The sequence below is a fragment of the Cupriavidus lacunae genome (assembly GCF_003353055.1).
In the GTDB taxonomy this organism is placed as follows: domain Bacteria; phylum Pseudomonadota; class Gammaproteobacteria; order Burkholderiales; family Burkholderiaceae; genus Cupriavidus; species Cupriavidus lacunae.
The window spans coordinates 19,685-33,038 of the sequence record NZ_QKWJ01000022.1; the positions used below are offsets into that span (position 1 = coordinate 19,685).

At 65.6% G+C, this 13,354-nt stretch carries 15 protein-coding genes; 3 read left to right on the forward strand and 12 right to left on the reverse strand.

The genetic code is table 11. The features are described 5' to 3' along the window. Positions 1 to 39: 39 nt before the first annotated feature. Positions 40 to 561: a DUF4124 domain-containing protein gene (locus tag DN412_RS18495; RefSeq protein WP_115212933.1), complete on the forward strand. Its 522-nt coding sequence runs from the start codon at positions 40 to 42 to the stop codon at positions 559 to 561. A gap of 55 nt (positions 562 to 616) precedes the next feature. On the opposite strand, the gene DN412_RS18500 is transcribed toward DN412_RS18495, so the two are convergent. After that, positions 617 to 964 (reverse strand): RnfH family protein, encoded by a 348-nt coding sequence (locus DN412_RS18500; RefSeq protein WP_115212934.1) that lies wholly within the window; start codon positions 962 to 964, stop codon positions 617 to 619. Beyond that, complete coding sequence (locus DN412_RS18505) at positions 951 to 1,388, reverse strand: type II toxin-antitoxin system RatA family toxin (protein WP_115213002.1); 438 nt, start codon at positions 1,386 to 1,388, stop codon at positions 951 to 953. The genes DN412_RS18500 and DN412_RS18505 overlap by 14 nt, the downstream gene beginning before the upstream one ends. A 178-nt stretch (positions 1,389 to 1,566) precedes the next feature. Here DN412_RS18505 and smpB point away from each other — a divergent pair, with 178 nt between their 5' ends. Then, the gene (gene smpB / locus DN412_RS18510) at positions 1,567 to 2,019 is read left to right on the forward strand and encodes an SsrA-binding protein SmpB (protein ID WP_010809581.1); all 453 of its coding nucleotides are present in this window, start codon (positions 1,567 to 1,569) and stop codon (positions 2,017 to 2,019) included. Positions 2,020 to 2,074: 55 nt separating this feature from the next. On the opposite strand, the gene DN412_RS18515 is transcribed toward smpB, so the two are convergent. From DN412_RS18515 to ppsA, 3 genes are all read right to left on the reverse strand, one after another. Continuing rightward, entirely contained in the window at positions 2,075 to 3,007 is a 933-nt protein-coding gene (locus tag DN412_RS18515; protein WP_115212935.1) for an SPFH domain-containing protein, read from the reverse strand. A 100-nt stretch (positions 3,008 to 3,107) separates the two neighbouring features. Further along, complete coding sequence (locus tag DN412_RS18520; protein WP_115212936.1) at positions 3,108 to 3,530, reverse strand: NfeD family protein; 423 nt, start codon at positions 3,528 to 3,530, stop codon at positions 3,108 to 3,110. 151 nt (positions 3,531 to 3,681) lie between these two features. Next, entirely contained in the window at positions 3,682 to 6,066 is a 2,385-nt protein-coding gene (ppsA, locus tag DN412_RS18525) for a phosphoenolpyruvate synthase (RefSeq protein WP_115212937.1), read from the reverse strand. A gap of 412 nt (positions 6,067 to 6,478) precedes the next feature. Between ppsA and ppsR the strand changes: the two genes are divergently transcribed. After that, the gene (ppsR, locus tag DN412_RS18530) at positions 6,479 to 7,282 is read left to right on the forward strand and encodes a posphoenolpyruvate synthetase regulatory kinase/phosphorylase PpsR (protein WP_208647617.1); all 804 of its coding nucleotides are present in this window, start codon (positions 6,479 to 6,481) and stop codon (positions 7,280 to 7,282) included. Between the two features lie 242 nt (positions 7,283 to 7,524). Here the strand turns inward: ppsR and DN412_RS18535 are convergent, their stop codons facing one another. The 7 genes from DN412_RS18535 to DN412_RS18565 all read right to left on the reverse strand — a co-directional run bounded on the left by DN412_RS18535 (position 7,525) and on the right by DN412_RS18565 (position 13,348). After that, entirely contained in the window at positions 7,525 to 8,307 is a 783-nt protein-coding gene (locus tag DN412_RS18535; protein WP_115212938.1) for a TrmH family RNA methyltransferase, read from the reverse strand. A 25-nt stretch (positions 8,308 to 8,332) separates the two neighbouring features. Next, positions 8,333 to 9,031 carry a ribonuclease HII gene (gene rnhB / locus DN412_RS18540; protein ID WP_244222693.1) on the reverse strand — a complete coding sequence of 233 codons (699 nt, stop codon included), beginning with the start codon at positions 9,029 to 9,031 and terminating at the stop codon, positions 8,333 to 8,335. Between the two features lie 29 nt (positions 9,032 to 9,060). Further along, a complete protein-coding gene (gene lpxB / locus DN412_RS18545; protein WP_115212940.1) occupies positions 9,061 to 10,269 on the reverse strand; it encodes a lipid-A-disaccharide synthase in 1,209 nt (402 codons plus the stop codon). Positions 10,270 to 10,281: 12 nt separating this feature from the next. Then, on the reverse strand, positions 10,282 to 11,085 hold the full coding sequence (gene lpxA / locus DN412_RS18550) for an acyl-ACP--UDP-N-acetylglucosamine O-acyltransferase (RefSeq protein WP_078196550.1): 804 nt from the start codon (positions 11,083 to 11,085) through the stop codon (positions 10,282 to 10,284). 134 nt (positions 11,086 to 11,219) lie between these two features. After that, complete coding sequence (gene fabZ, locus DN412_RS18555; protein ID WP_010809590.1) at positions 11,220 to 11,669, reverse strand: 3-hydroxyacyl-ACP dehydratase FabZ; 450 nt, start codon at positions 11,667 to 11,669, stop codon at positions 11,220 to 11,222. A gap of 12 nt (positions 11,670 to 11,681) precedes the next feature. Further along, positions 11,682 to 12,773, reverse strand: a complete 1,092-nt coding sequence (gene lpxD / locus DN412_RS18560) for a UDP-3-O-(3-hydroxymyristoyl)glucosamine N-acyltransferase (protein WP_115212941.1) — start codon at positions 12,771 to 12,773, stop codon at positions 11,682 to 11,684. A gap of 47 nt (positions 12,774 to 12,820) precedes the next feature. After that, positions 12,821 to 13,348, reverse strand: coding sequence for an OmpH/Skp family outer membrane protein (locus DN412_RS18565; protein ID WP_115212942.1), 528 nt, complete (start codon positions 13,346 to 13,348; stop codon positions 12,821 to 12,823). Positions 13,349 to 13,354: the final 6 nt, after the last annotated feature.

A 13,354-nucleotide genomic window follows, 5' to 3' on the forward strand; every position in this document is an offset into this window, starting at 1 on the left:
CGCACCAGTAACTTCCGAGTCACTTTAAGACGCCTCGCCATGAAACGATCGTCCGCGCTGTGCCTGCTTGCCGCCGCCACCGTCGCCGTTCCCGTCCAGGCCCTTGCCTACTGGCAATGGCGCGACGCCAACGGCCACATGGTCTACAGCGACGTGCCGCCGTCGGCGGAGGCAGCCAGGGTGCTGCGCGCTCCAGGCCGCAATGCCGGCGAGTTCCAGCCGGTGCAAGCCGCCAGCGCCCCGACCGCAGCCCCTGCCGCCCCGGCCCCGGCAAAAGCCTCGGCAAAGCCCGCAGCAGCCCCGGCGCCGACAGCCGAAGAAGCCTTCCGGAAGCGCCGCGAGGCCAGCCTGAAAGCCGCCGCCGAAGAGGCCCAAAAGGAAAGTGAGGCGGCTGAACGCGAGGCCCGCTGCGTCCAGTTGCGCAACCACGCCAATGGCCTGCAGCAAGGCATGCGCGCGGCTGTTGCTGGCCCGGACGGTTCGCTGCAGCGCCTGACCAGCGAACAGCGCGAGGCCGAGATCCTCAAGACCAACGCCAGTCTCGAGCAGAACTGCAACTGAAGCCAAAGAAAAGCGGGGCGCATGCGCCCCGCTTTCCATGGCGGGCAGTCCCGGCTCAGCCGCTGCCGCGCAACCATTTCTGGCCTTCGCGGGTGCCGCCCGCGCGCTGCTTCTGCACCCGCCTGCGGCGCGCCTGCTTGGGATCGGCCGTCAGCGGCCGGTAAACCTCCACGCGGTCGCCTTCACGCACCACCGTCTCCGGCGTCTTGAGCTTGCCGAAAATGCCAACCCGCATGGTGGACGGATCCACCTCCGGACAGGCCTGCTGCAGCCCGGAACCGACGATGGCCGCTGCAATCGTGGTTCCCGCCGGCACGTCGATCTCTTTCAGGAAGACGGCATCCGGCCGCGCATAGCAGACCGCAACATGCACTGTCCCCGCGCCGGCTTCAGTTGGTGCCATACACCACCTCGGCCCGCTTGACGAAGGCATCGACGAAGGTATTGGCGATCATGCTGAAGACCGGGCCGATGATCTTTTCCAGCAGCAGGCTGGAAAATTCATAGTGCAGATGGAATTCGATCTTGCAGGCGTCTTCGCGCAGCGGCGTGAAGCGCCACGCGCCGTTGAAGGTCTTGAACGGGCCATCGGCAAAGGTCATGTCGATGCGCGTGGGGCGTTCCTGCGTATTGCGCGTGTGGAAGAACTGCTGGATGCCTTTGAAGTGGATATGGATCTTGGCGTCGAGCATGGTATCGGTCTGCTCGAACACCTCCACGCCACCGCACCATGGAAGGAACTTGGGATAGTCCTCCACGCGCGTGACCAGGTCGTACATCTGCGCGGCGGAGTGGCCGAGCAGCACGGATTTATGGACGTCTGCCATGTATGGGAAAATCTGGCTTGCGGCCATGCCGCACGCGATGCGCGGCAGGCATGCGCCTGTGCCGGGGCTGGTTTGCTAGAATCCCGATTTTAGCCGACACGCGCGCCGCGCGGCATCCTGCCATGCGGCGCTGCAGCGAATCGGCCGAATTCCACCCTACCGCACCCCACCCGCACGCATGACCATTGCAGATAACAAAAAGGCCTTCTTCGACTACTTCATCGAGGAGCGCTATGAAGCCGGGATCGTGCTGGAAGGCTGGGAGGTCAAGGCAATCCGCGCCGGGCGGGTGCAGATCAAGGAAGGCTACGTGGTGGTGCGCGACGCCGAGATGTTCCTGATCGGCGCCCATATCAGCCCGCTGCAAAGCGCCTCCACCCACGTCAATCCCGACCCGGTGCGCACCCGCAAGCTGCTGCTCAAGGCCGACGAGATCAAGAAACTGATCGGCAAGGTCGAGCAGCGCGGCTACACGCTGGTCCCGCTGAACCTGCACTACACGCGCGGCCGCGTCAAATGCGAGATCGGCCTGGCCAAGGGCAAGAAGCAGTTCGACAAGCGCGAGACCGAGAAGCAGCGCGACTGGCAGCGCGAAAAGGCCCGCATCATGAAGGGCGACGCCAAGGACTGAGCCCCGGCGCCGCGCTGGCCGCGGCGTACCCGGCCAGTCCATTCAGAAAGCCCGTTCAGGCAGCCTTCTGCTGCCCCTTCACGATCTGCAGGGCAGACGCGATCATGCTGCTCATCTCGCCCAGATTGCCCGGCACGATCAGCGTATTGCCCTGCTTGGCCAGGTTGCCGAACGCGGCCACGTACTCCTCGGCCACCTTCAGGTTGACCGCGTCCATGCCACCTTCGGTGCGGATCGCATTGCCGATCTTCTGGATCGCCTGTGCATTGGCCTCGGCCACCGCCAGGATCGCGCTCGCTTCGCCCTGCGCCCTGTTGATGGCGGCCTGCCGCTCACCCTCTGACTTCTGGATCGCCGCCTCGCGCGCGCCCGTGGCCAGGTTGATCTGCTCCTGGCGCTTGCCCTCCGATGCGGCGATCAGCGCGCGCTTTTCGCGCTCGGCGGTGATCTGCGCCTGCATCGCATGCAGGATCTCCTTGGGCGGAGTCAGGTCCTTGATCTCGTAGCGCAGCACCTTCACGCCCCAGTTGGAGGCCGCTTCATCCAGGGCGTTGACCACGCTGTGGTTGATGAACGCGCGCTCCTCGAAGGTCTTGTCGAGCTCCAGCTTGCCGATCACCGAGCGCAGCGTGGTCTGCGACAGCTGCGTGATGGCCACCACGAAGTTGCTGGAGCCATACGATGCCTTCATCGGGTCCGTGACCTGGAAGTACAGCACGCCGTCCACCTGCAGCTGGGTGTTGTCCTTGGTGATGCAGACCTGGCTGGGCACATCCAGCGGGATTTCCTTGAGCACATGCTTGTAGGCGACGCGGTCCACGAACGGCACCACGATCGACAGCCCCGGCGTCAGCGTTGCATGGTAGCGGCCCAGGCGCTCCAGCACCCAGGCATGCTGCTGCGGCACGATCTTGATGCCCTTGGCAATCAGCACGATAACGGCAATGAGGATGATCAGCGGCAACAAACCAAGCTGAAATGCGAGCATGTAACGACCCTCCAGGCAGAACACAGCAGTACGGAGCCGCCAGACGGCGGCAGGCGGATCGCAGCGCGGCAATTGCCGCGCTGCGCAATAAGAACCTGCTTCAGCGGGGAGACACCACCAGCGTGCTGCCGCGCACCGCAACGATGCGGTAGCGGCCCGGCGCGGCGGCGCAATCGGGCGCCAGCTCGACGTTCCAGTCCGCGCCACGGTATGGCACGCGGGCACACCGGTTGGCGTCCCAGGCCGGCACGTCGAGCTCCTGGCCGATATCGAGATTGACGTTGGGATCGGAGGCGGCATTGCCGCGCCGCAGCGTGCCGAAGCGTGTGCGGCGCAGCGCGGCGATCAGCACCGCCGCGACCAGGGCCGCGACCAGCGTCTGCGCGGCCGGCGACAGGCCCAGCAAGGCCCCCACCCCGCCGGCGGCCAACCCCACTGCCACCATCAGCAGGTAAAAGGTGCCGGTGTTCAGCTCGACGATCACCAGCACGACCGCTGCCACGAACCAGATGTAGTAGGCCATCCAAGCTCCCGTTCGTCCAGGACTTCCCGAAAAGTAAAAACCCCGCAGCGCCTTGTAGCGTCTGCGGGGCAGTAGCAACACCTGACGCAGGGCCGGTGCCTGCCGGCTGCCAGAAGGCGCCGGCAATTTCGTTATTGTGACGTCAAATGCTTCAGGAAGCCAGCTTTTGCCAGGTCTCGACCACCGAGTCCGGGTTCAGCGAGATCGATTTGATGCCTTCCTTGGCCAGCCACTCGGCAAAGTCCGGATGATCCGAAGGACCCTGGCCGCAGATGCCGACATACTTGTCCAGGCGGATGCACGCCTCGATGGCGCGCGACAGCATGAAGCGCACTGCCGGGTCGCGTTCGTCGAAGTCCTTGGCCAGCAATTCCATGCCGGAGTCGCGGTCCAGGCCCAGCGTCAGCTGGGTCAGGTCGTTCGAGCCGATCGAGAAGCCGTCGAAGTACTGCAGGAACTCTTCAGCCAGGATCGCGTTGGAGGGCACTTCGCACATCATGATGATGCGCAGGCCGTTCTCGCCGCGCTTCAGGCCGTGCTTGGCCAGCAGTTCGATGACCTTGGCAGCCTGGCCGAGCGTACGCACGAACGGCACCATGATCTCGACGTTGGTCAGGCCCATTTCGTCGCGCACGCGCTTCATGGCCTTGCATTCCATCTCGAACGCTTCGGCGAAGTCGTCGGCGATGTAGCGCGAGGCGCCGCGGAAGCCCAGCATCGGGTTTTCCTCGTCCGGCTCGTAGCGCGAACCGCCGATCAGCTTCTTGTACTCGTTGGACTTGAAGTCCGACAGGCGCACGATCACGGGCTTCGGGTAGAAGGCCGCGCCGATGGTGGCGATGCCCTCGGCCAGCTTGTCGACGTAGAACGCGCGCGGGCTGGCATGGCCGCGGGCCACGCTTTCCACGGCCTTCTTCAGGTCGGCATCGACTTGCGGGTAGTCGAGGATGGCCTTCGGGTGCACGCCGATGTTGTTGTTGATGATGAATTCCAGGCGGGCCAGGCCGACGCCGCAGTTCGGGATCTGCGCAAAGTCGAACGCCAGCTGCGGGTTGCCGACGTTCATCATCAGCTTGACGTCGATTTCCGGCATGTCGCCACGCTGGACTTCGGTCACTTCAGTTTCGAGCAGGCCGTCGTAGATGCGGCCTTCGTCGCCCTCGGCGCACGACACCGTCACCAGGGTGCCGTCCTTCAGCATGTCGGTGGCGTCGCCGCAGCCGACCACGGCCGGCACGCCCAGTTCACGCGCGATGATGGCCGCGTGGCAGGTACGGCCGCCACGGTTGGTGACGATGGCCGCGGCACGCTTCATCACCGGCTCCCAGTTCGGGTCGGTCATGTCGGCCACCAGCACGTCGCCGGGCTGCACGCGTTCCATCTCGGACGGGTCGTTGATCACGCGCACGGGGCCGGTACCGATCTTCTGGCCGATGGCGCGGCCGCTGGTCAGCACGGGGGCGGTGCCCTTGAGCTTGAAGCGCAGTTCGGCCTTGCCGGCGGACTGGCTCTTCACCGTTTCCGGGCGGGCCTGCAGGATGTAGATCTTGCCGTCCTTGCCGTCCTTGCCCCACTCGATGTCCATCGGGCGGCCATAGTGCTTCTCGATGATCATCGCGTACTTGGCCAGCTCGGTCACGTCGGCGTCGGTGATCGAGTAGCGGTTGCGCAGTTCGCCCGGCACGTCGACGGTCTTCACGCGGCCGGCTTCGCCCGGCTTGGTGAATTCCATCTTGATCAGCTTGGAGCCGATCGAGCGGCGGATGATGGGGTACTGGCCGGCTTGCAGCGTCGGCTTGAAGACGTAGAACTCGTCCGGGTTGACCGCGCCCTGCACCACCGTTTCGCCCAGGCCGTAGCTGGAGGTGATGAAGACTACGTCGGGGAAGCCGGATTCGGTGTCGATGGTGAACATCACGCCCGAAGCGGCCAGGTCCGAACGGACCATGCGCTGGATACCGGCCGACAGCGCCACCACGTCGTGGGCAAAGCCCTTGTGCACGCGGTAGGAAATGGCGCGGTCGTTGTACAGCGACGCGAACACGTGCTTGATCTTGTCGAGCACGTCGTCGATGCCGCTGACGTTGAGGTAGGACTCCTGCTGGCCGGCGAACGAGGCGTCGGGCAGGTCTTCGGCAGTAGCCGACGAACGCACCGCGAACGAGGCTTCGGCGCCTTCGCGCTCGGCCACGCGGGCGTAGGATTCGCGGATTTCCTGTTCCAGGCGCGGCTGGAACGGCGCGCTGGCGACCCAGCCGCGGATCTCGGCACCGGCCTCGGCCAGGGCCTTGACGTCGTCGACGTTCAGGGTCTTCAGGCGCTGGGAAATGCGCTCGGTCAGGTTGTTGTGGGCAAGGAAGTCGCGGAAGGCGAGCGCGGTGGTGGCAAAGCCGCCGGGAACCCGGACGCCGGCTTCCGCCAGCTGGGAGATCATCTCGCCCAGCGACGAATTCTTGCCGCCGACGATTTCCACGTCAGCCATGCGCAACTGCTCGAACGGCAGCACATAGGCGCCGTTATCTGCCTGGTTAGTCATGAGAGCCTCAAAACAAAGTAGAAAACTTGTCGCGCATGTCCGGTATGTTCTTGGTGTTCTGTTCCCGGACTGATCGCTTGGCTAAGCAACCCCGAACTGGCGCTGCGGACCTGGCGCTACGGCTCTCATCGCGTAGCGCACATTGTCGACAATTCCGGGCGCGGTTTGTTGCACCGGCGGGCACCCTGCGGAATTGCTTAGCGAAAAGATCGCCGCTATTCTACCGTGCTGCGCCGCACTTTTCTGCGGAAGATTGAATCTATTTAATAAATGCGCCATCCCTGTGTGCGCCATCCCCATGTCCCTGCCAGAAGCGCCCGGAACGGCGACACCCGGGCCTCAGCCTGGAACGCAGCCTGAATCCCCCTCCGCTCCCGCGCCACATGCCAACGAGCGCCCCGCGATCCGCACCGTGTTCATCGTCTCGGATGGCACCGGCATCACGGCGGAGACCTTCAGCCACTCCATCCTGGCCCAGTTCGAAATGCGCTTCCGCAAGGTGCGCATGCCCTTCGTCGATACCCCGGAAAAGGCACATATCGCCGTCGGCAAGATCAACGAAGCGTTCCACAACGAAGGCGTGCCGCCCATCGTCTTCACCACCCTGGTCAACCAGGAAGCGAACAAGGCACTGCGCCGCGCCAAGGCGATGATCCTGGACATGTTCCAGACCTTCATCGAGCCGCTCGAGAAGGAACTGGGCCTGAAGTCCACCCATGCCATCGGCCGCTTCCACCAGAATGCGGACACCGAGGCCTACAAGAACCGGATCGAGGCCATCAACTTCTCGCTGGCCCATGATGACGGCCAGTCACACAAGAACCTGGAAGAAGCGGATGTGATCCTGGTGGGCGTGTCGCGCAGCGGCAAGACCCCGACCAGCCTCTACCTGGCCATGCAATACGGGCTCAAGGCAGCCAATTACCCGCTGATTCCCGACGATTTCGAACGCGGCAAGCTGCCATCGGCGCTGTACGCGTTCAAGACCAAGATCTTCGGCCTGTCGATCGACCCCCAGCGCCTGAGCGAGATCCGCAACGAGCGCCGTCCCGGCAGCAAATACGCCGCGCTGGAGAACTGCCGCTACGAGGTCAACGAGGCCGAGGCGATGATGCGGCGCGAAGGCATCAAGTGGCTGTCTTCGACGCACAAGTCGATCGAAGAGATCGCGACCACGATCCTGCAGGAGATCAAGGTCGATCGCGACAACTACTAAAAAAAAGAAGCGGCCGCCGGGTAGGGCCGCTCACAAGACGTGTTGAGAGCGAGTGCGCTCCTACCGGGAATCTGCAACGATCGTGCCTGCCGGGCGTAGGCGCAGCATTGCGCACGGTGTCGGGCTGGCGTGACGCCAACGCCGCCGTGCAAGGTATGTGGTGTTGGCCGGCGCCGCTCACCCGCCCCCAAAGGGATGGCGCCGGACCAACACCGGCGCCCAGCTTGTCCGCCGGCGCCGCTTCAGCCGGCGCGCCGTTGGCGCACAGCCTCGAACATGCAGATCGCGGTGGCCGCGGCCACATTCAGCGATTCCAGCCCGCCGGGTTGCGGGATGCCGACCTTGCGCGTGACATGCGCCATCCAGGCGTCGCTGACCCCTGCCCCTTCATTGCCGACCACCCAGGCCACCGGCGCGCGCAGATCGGTATCGAACACCGCGGCGTCGGCGTGCGACGACGTCGCCAGCAGCGGCACTGCCAGACGCGGCGCCAGCGACTCCAGCGTGCAATGCTCGACGATATTCAGGTGGAAGTTCGCGCCCATGCCGGCGCGCAGCGTCTTGACCGACCAGGCAAAGGCGCACCCCGTGGCCAGGAAAGCGTGCCGGATGCCCGCCGCGGCAGCGCTGCGCAGGATCGAGCCGACATTGCCCGCGTCCTGCACACCGTCCAGGATGATGCAGTCTTCGTCGATTCGCGCCGGCAGGTGGCCAACCGGGGTCTCGATCACCAGCATCAGGTCGATGCCATTGACCACGCCGCTGATCTGCGTGAACAGCATATCGGCCAGCACCACCACGCGCGCGGCATCGACCTGCGCCAGCAGCGGCGCCACTTCGGCGTGGTCGTAGTGGCGCTCCGACACCACGCAGGTGACGGGCTGGCCGCGCGCGGCGACGTAGGCCTGCGCCAGGTGCACACCGTCGAGCAGCGACTGGCCGGCCTTGCGGCGCTGGTGCGTGGAACCGGCAAGCGCCTTCAGGTGCTTGAACAGCGCGTTGTCGCGCGAGGTGACGTGCTTCACGATGCGGAGAGGATCAGGGTGCGCTTCACTGCGCGGCCGCGGCAGTGACCGTGGCCGGCAAGGACGCGGGGGACTGGGTGGTTTCGGCGGCCGTGGTCATGGCGATGAACATGGGCCGCTGGGCCAGTGCCTCGCGCACGGGCGCAAACGACCGGCGATGGTGCGGCGAGGCGCCGAACTGCGCCAGCGCGGCGAGGTGCTGCGGGGTGGGATAACCGGCGTGCGAGTCAAAGCCGTACTGCGGGTAGGTCTCGTGCAGCACCATCAGCTCGCGGTCGCGCGCCACTTTGGCGAGGATCGATGCCGCGGAAATCGCCTTGACCAGGGCATCACCCTTGACGATGGCTTCCACCGGAAACGCCACCTGCGGGCAACGGTTGCCGTCGACCTGCACCAGGTCCGGCGCGAGGCCGCTGGCGGCCAGGCCCTGCACGGCGCGCTGCATCGCCAGCATGCTGGCGTGCAGGATGTTCAGCGTATCGATCTCCTCGACCGTGGCAAAGGCGATATGCCAGCCCAGCGCACGCTCGCAGATCTTCTCGTACAGGGCCTCGCGCTTCGCGGCGGTCAGGATCTTGGAATCGGCCAGGCCGCGGATCGGGCGTTTCGGGTCCAACACCACGGCAGCGGCATAGACCGGTCCCGCCAGCGGGCCCCGCCCGGCTTCATCGACGCCGCACAGGCGTTGCACTGAGGATGCGGCCGGCGCCAGGTCCAGGCCCATCTGCGGCGAAGCTGCATTGCGGCGCGCCATCAGACGATCCCCCGGCTGTGCATCAGGTCCACCACCACATCGGCTGCCAGTTGCGCGGTATTGCACTTGAGCGTCTCGTGCATGCGGGTGAAGTGCTCGTACAGGAAGGCCGTGTTGCCCTCGTCATTGAGCTGCAGCAGCGTTTCGCGGGCCAGCGCCTCGGGCGTGGCATCGTCCTGCAGCAACTCGGGCACGACAAAGCGCCCTGAAAGGATATTAGGCAATCCCACGTAGGGCAGATAACCCTGGCGTTTCATGATCTGCGCGGTCAGCCAGGGCACCTTGTAAGAAATCACCATTGGCTTCTTGTACAACGCCGCTTCCAGCGTGGCGGTGCCGCTGGCCAGCAGCACCACGTCGGCCGCTTCCATGGCCTGGTGGGATTTGCCGTCGACGATGGTCAGGCGCAGTTCCGGATACTGCGCATGCAGTTCCTCGACAATGGCGCGCAGCGGCGCGCTCGCCGCCGGCAGCACAAAAGCCAGGTTCGGGTCCATGCGCTGCATGCGTGCCATCGCCGCAAAAAAGGTCGCGCCGAGATTGCGCACCTCGGACTGGCGGCTGCCTGGCAGCACCGCCACCACCCGATGCCCGGCAGGCAGGCCAAGTTCGGCGCGCGCACCGGCCACGTCAGGCACCATCGGGATGACGTCGGCCAGCGGATGGCCCACGTAGGTGGCAGGGATGCCGGCCTTGGCGTAGATCTCGGGCTCGAACGGGAACAGGCACAGGATGTGGTCCACCGCGCGCGCGATGGTGCGGATGCGCCCGCCGCGCCAGGCCCAGATCGACGGGCTGACAAAGTGCACCACCGGAATGCCGGCGCGGCGCAGCGGCACTTCCAGGCCGAAATTGAAATCCGGAGCATCAACCCCGATAAAGCACAGGGGCGGGTTGGCCAGCAGCCATTCGCGCACCGCGCGCCGCGTCGCCAGGATCTCGCGCAGCGAGCCCAGGACCTCGACATAGCCGTTGACCGACAGCGTTTCCATCGGCCAGCGCGAGGTGAAGCCCTGCGCCATCATGCGCTTGCCACCGATGCCGGCGTACTCGACCGTATCGCCCAGGCGGGACTGCAGCCCGCCCATCATCAACGATGCCAGCAGGTCCCCCGAGGCCTCGCCGGCCACCATGGCGATGGTGCCGCGCTTGCCCGCGGCGCTACCGTTGCCCGTGGGCAAGCCACCCCGAATCGCGGCGTCCACCATGTGCGTCCGGTCTCAGCGCACGATGCCGCGCTGCGTGGCGGCAAGGAAGTCGACAAACGCCTGCAGCGGCGTCGCGGTGCCGGCATCGACCTGGGCCAGCAAGGCGGCGATCTCGTTGCGCGCCTCGTCGAAGCTGAGGTCGGACTTGTAAAGCAGCTTGTAGGCCTGCCGCAGTGCGGCGATCTGGCCGGCGTCGAAGCCACGGCGGCGCAGCCCTTCGACGTTGACGCCGTGCGGCGTGGCCTTGTTGCCGTTCTTGTCGCTGGCCGCGATCACGAACGGCGGCACGTCCTGCACCAGCGCCGAAGCGCCGCCCAGCATCGCATGGGCGCCGATGCGCACGAACTGGTGCACCCCGCTCATGCCGCCCAGGATGGCCCAGTCGCCCACTTCAACGTGGCCGGCGATCTGCGCGTTGCTGGAAAACACGGTGTGGTTGCCGACCATGCAGTCATGCGCGATATGCACATAGGCCATGATCCAGTTGTCGTTGCCGATGCTGGTCAGGCCACGGTCCTGCACCGTGCCGGTGTGGATCGTGGTGAATTCACGGATGGTATTGCGGTCGCCGATCTCGAGCCGGGTCGGCTCGTTGCGGTACTTCATGTCCTGCGGCATGCCGCCAACCGACGCATAGGGACCGATCTGGTTGCCCTCGCCGATCGTGGTATGACCCTCGACCGTCGTATGCGAGCCGATCCGGGTGCCGCTGCCGATCCGCACATCGGGGCCGACGATGGAGAACGGGCCGACGCTCACGTCGGCTGCCAGTTCTGCCTTCGGGTCGACCAGTGCGGTGGGGTGGATTTGCGTCATGCGTCCTGTCCTGTGGTGTGTCTGGTGAAGGATGGGCCAATGCGCGGGGCAAAGGTTCCCGTCCGGGCCGTCAGCCCCCGTCGCACGGGGGCGCGGCAGTCAGCCGGCGGCGTTGCCGCCGGCCGCTGGCGGCCTCACTCGGCCTGCTTCACGGTGCACATCAGCTCCGCCTCGCAGGCGACCTTGTCGTCGACCGTGGCAAACGCCTTGAACTTCCAGATGCCGCGGATATAGCGCTCGACCGTCACGTTCATGTGCAGCTGGTCGCCCGGGTACACCACCTGCTTGAAGCGGGCGCCGTCGATGCCGACGAAGTAGTACAGCGCGCCTTCCTTGCGCTCCATATCGGCGCCGAAGGTCAGCAGGCCAGCCGACTGCGCCAGCGCTTCCAGGATCATCACGCCAGGCATTACCGGCTGTTCCGGGAAATGGCCCTGGAAGTACGGTTCGTTGATGGTGACGTTCTTCAGCGTCTTGATCCGCTTCTGCGCCTCGAACTCCAGCACGCGGTCCACCAGCAGGAACGGGTACCGGTGCGGCAGCAGTTTGAGGATCTTGCGGATATCGATTTCGGCCGCGCTCATGATGATTTCTCTTTAGTCTTGTGAGGTTTGGGACCCGGCGGCCTGGCCGCGCAGGCGGCGTTCCAGCGCCACCACCCGTTCGCGCAGCTTGCTCAGGCCGCGCACGATGGCTGCATTGCGTTCCCACTCGCCGTGCGGCAGGAACGGGAAGACGCTGGTGAAATGCCCCCCGGGCTTGGTAATGGATTTGGTGATCGAGGTGCCGCCCGACACCGTGGTGCGGTCGGCAATGTTCAGGTGGCCGGCAAAATTGGCCGCACCGCCGATCACGCAGAAGCGCCCGATGCGCGTGCTGCCCGATACCGCCGCACAACCGGCAATGACCGTATGGGCCCCGACATGCACGTTGTGCGCGATCTGGACCTGGTTGTCGATCTTGCAGCCGTCCTCGATCACGGTGTCGGCCATGGCGCCGCGGTCGATCGCGGTATTCGCGCCGACCTCCACGTCATTGCCCAGCACCGCGCGTCCCGTTTGCGGGATCTTTACGTATTCCACGCCGGTCGCGCTGATGTCCGGCGCAAAGCCGAAACCATCCGCGCCGATCACCACGCCGCTGTGCAGGATGGCGCGAGCGCCAACCACGCAGTGGTGGTAGACCGAAACATTGGCATAGAGCAGCGAATCGTCGCCGATCTCCGCCCGCGCGCCGACATAGCCGTTGGCCAAGATGCGCACGCGCTCGCCCAGGCGCGCGCCGGCTTCGATGACCACGTTGGGGCCGATGTAGCACGAAGCCGGCACTACCGCGTCAGGCGCCACGGTGGCGCGCGCATCGATGCCGGTACGGGGATCGGTGTTGGCCGCGCGGTCGAAACGCTGCGCCACGCGGGCAAAGCATACGTAGGGGTTGCGCGCCACCAGCCAGTTGCGGCCGTCGGCCCTGCCCTCGGCGCGCACGCGCTCGAGGTCGGCGGCCGAGACGATCACGGCGCCGGCCTGCGAGTCCAGCGCCTGCTGCAGATAGAGCGGATTGGACAGGAACGAGAGCTCGCCCGGCCCGGCCTGGTCCAGGGGGGCCAGGCCAGCGATCGCCAGGTCGGGGTCACCCACAACCTGCGCGCCGTTCTCGGTGGCGAGCTGACCCAGTGTGGGTGTCTGCATGGCAGTACTTCCTGATGAAAAAACTGGAATGAAGGAACAGCGGCGGCTTACTTGCTGCCGGCGTTCAGCGCCTTCATCACGTCGTCGGTGATATCGATGCGCGGGTTCACGTACACCGCCTCCTGCACGATCAGGTCGTACTTGCGCTGTTCGGCCAGCTGGCGGATCACGCGGTTGGCGCGCTCGAGCACCTGGGCCAGTTCCTCATTACGACGCTGGTTCAAGTCCTCGCGGAACTCGCGTTGCTTGCGCTGGAACTCGCGGTCCTGGTCAGCCACTTCGCGCTGGCGGCGCTGGCGGTCGGCGTCGGCCAGCACGGCCGTGTCCTTGTCCAGCTTGTCGGCCATGGCCTTGATCTTCTGGGCCAAGTCCTGCAACTCACGGTCGCGCTTGGAGAATTCCTGCTCGAGCTTGACCTGGGCCGCCTTGGCCGGCTGCGAATCGCGCAGGATGCGCTCGGAGTTCACGGCGGCAATGCGCGCCTCCTGGGCCGAAGCCGGCACCGCGGCGCAGATGGCAGCGGCAGCGAGCGTGGCGGCGCCCAGGGATTTGACCAGTTTGAATTTTGTAGTCATGAAAAC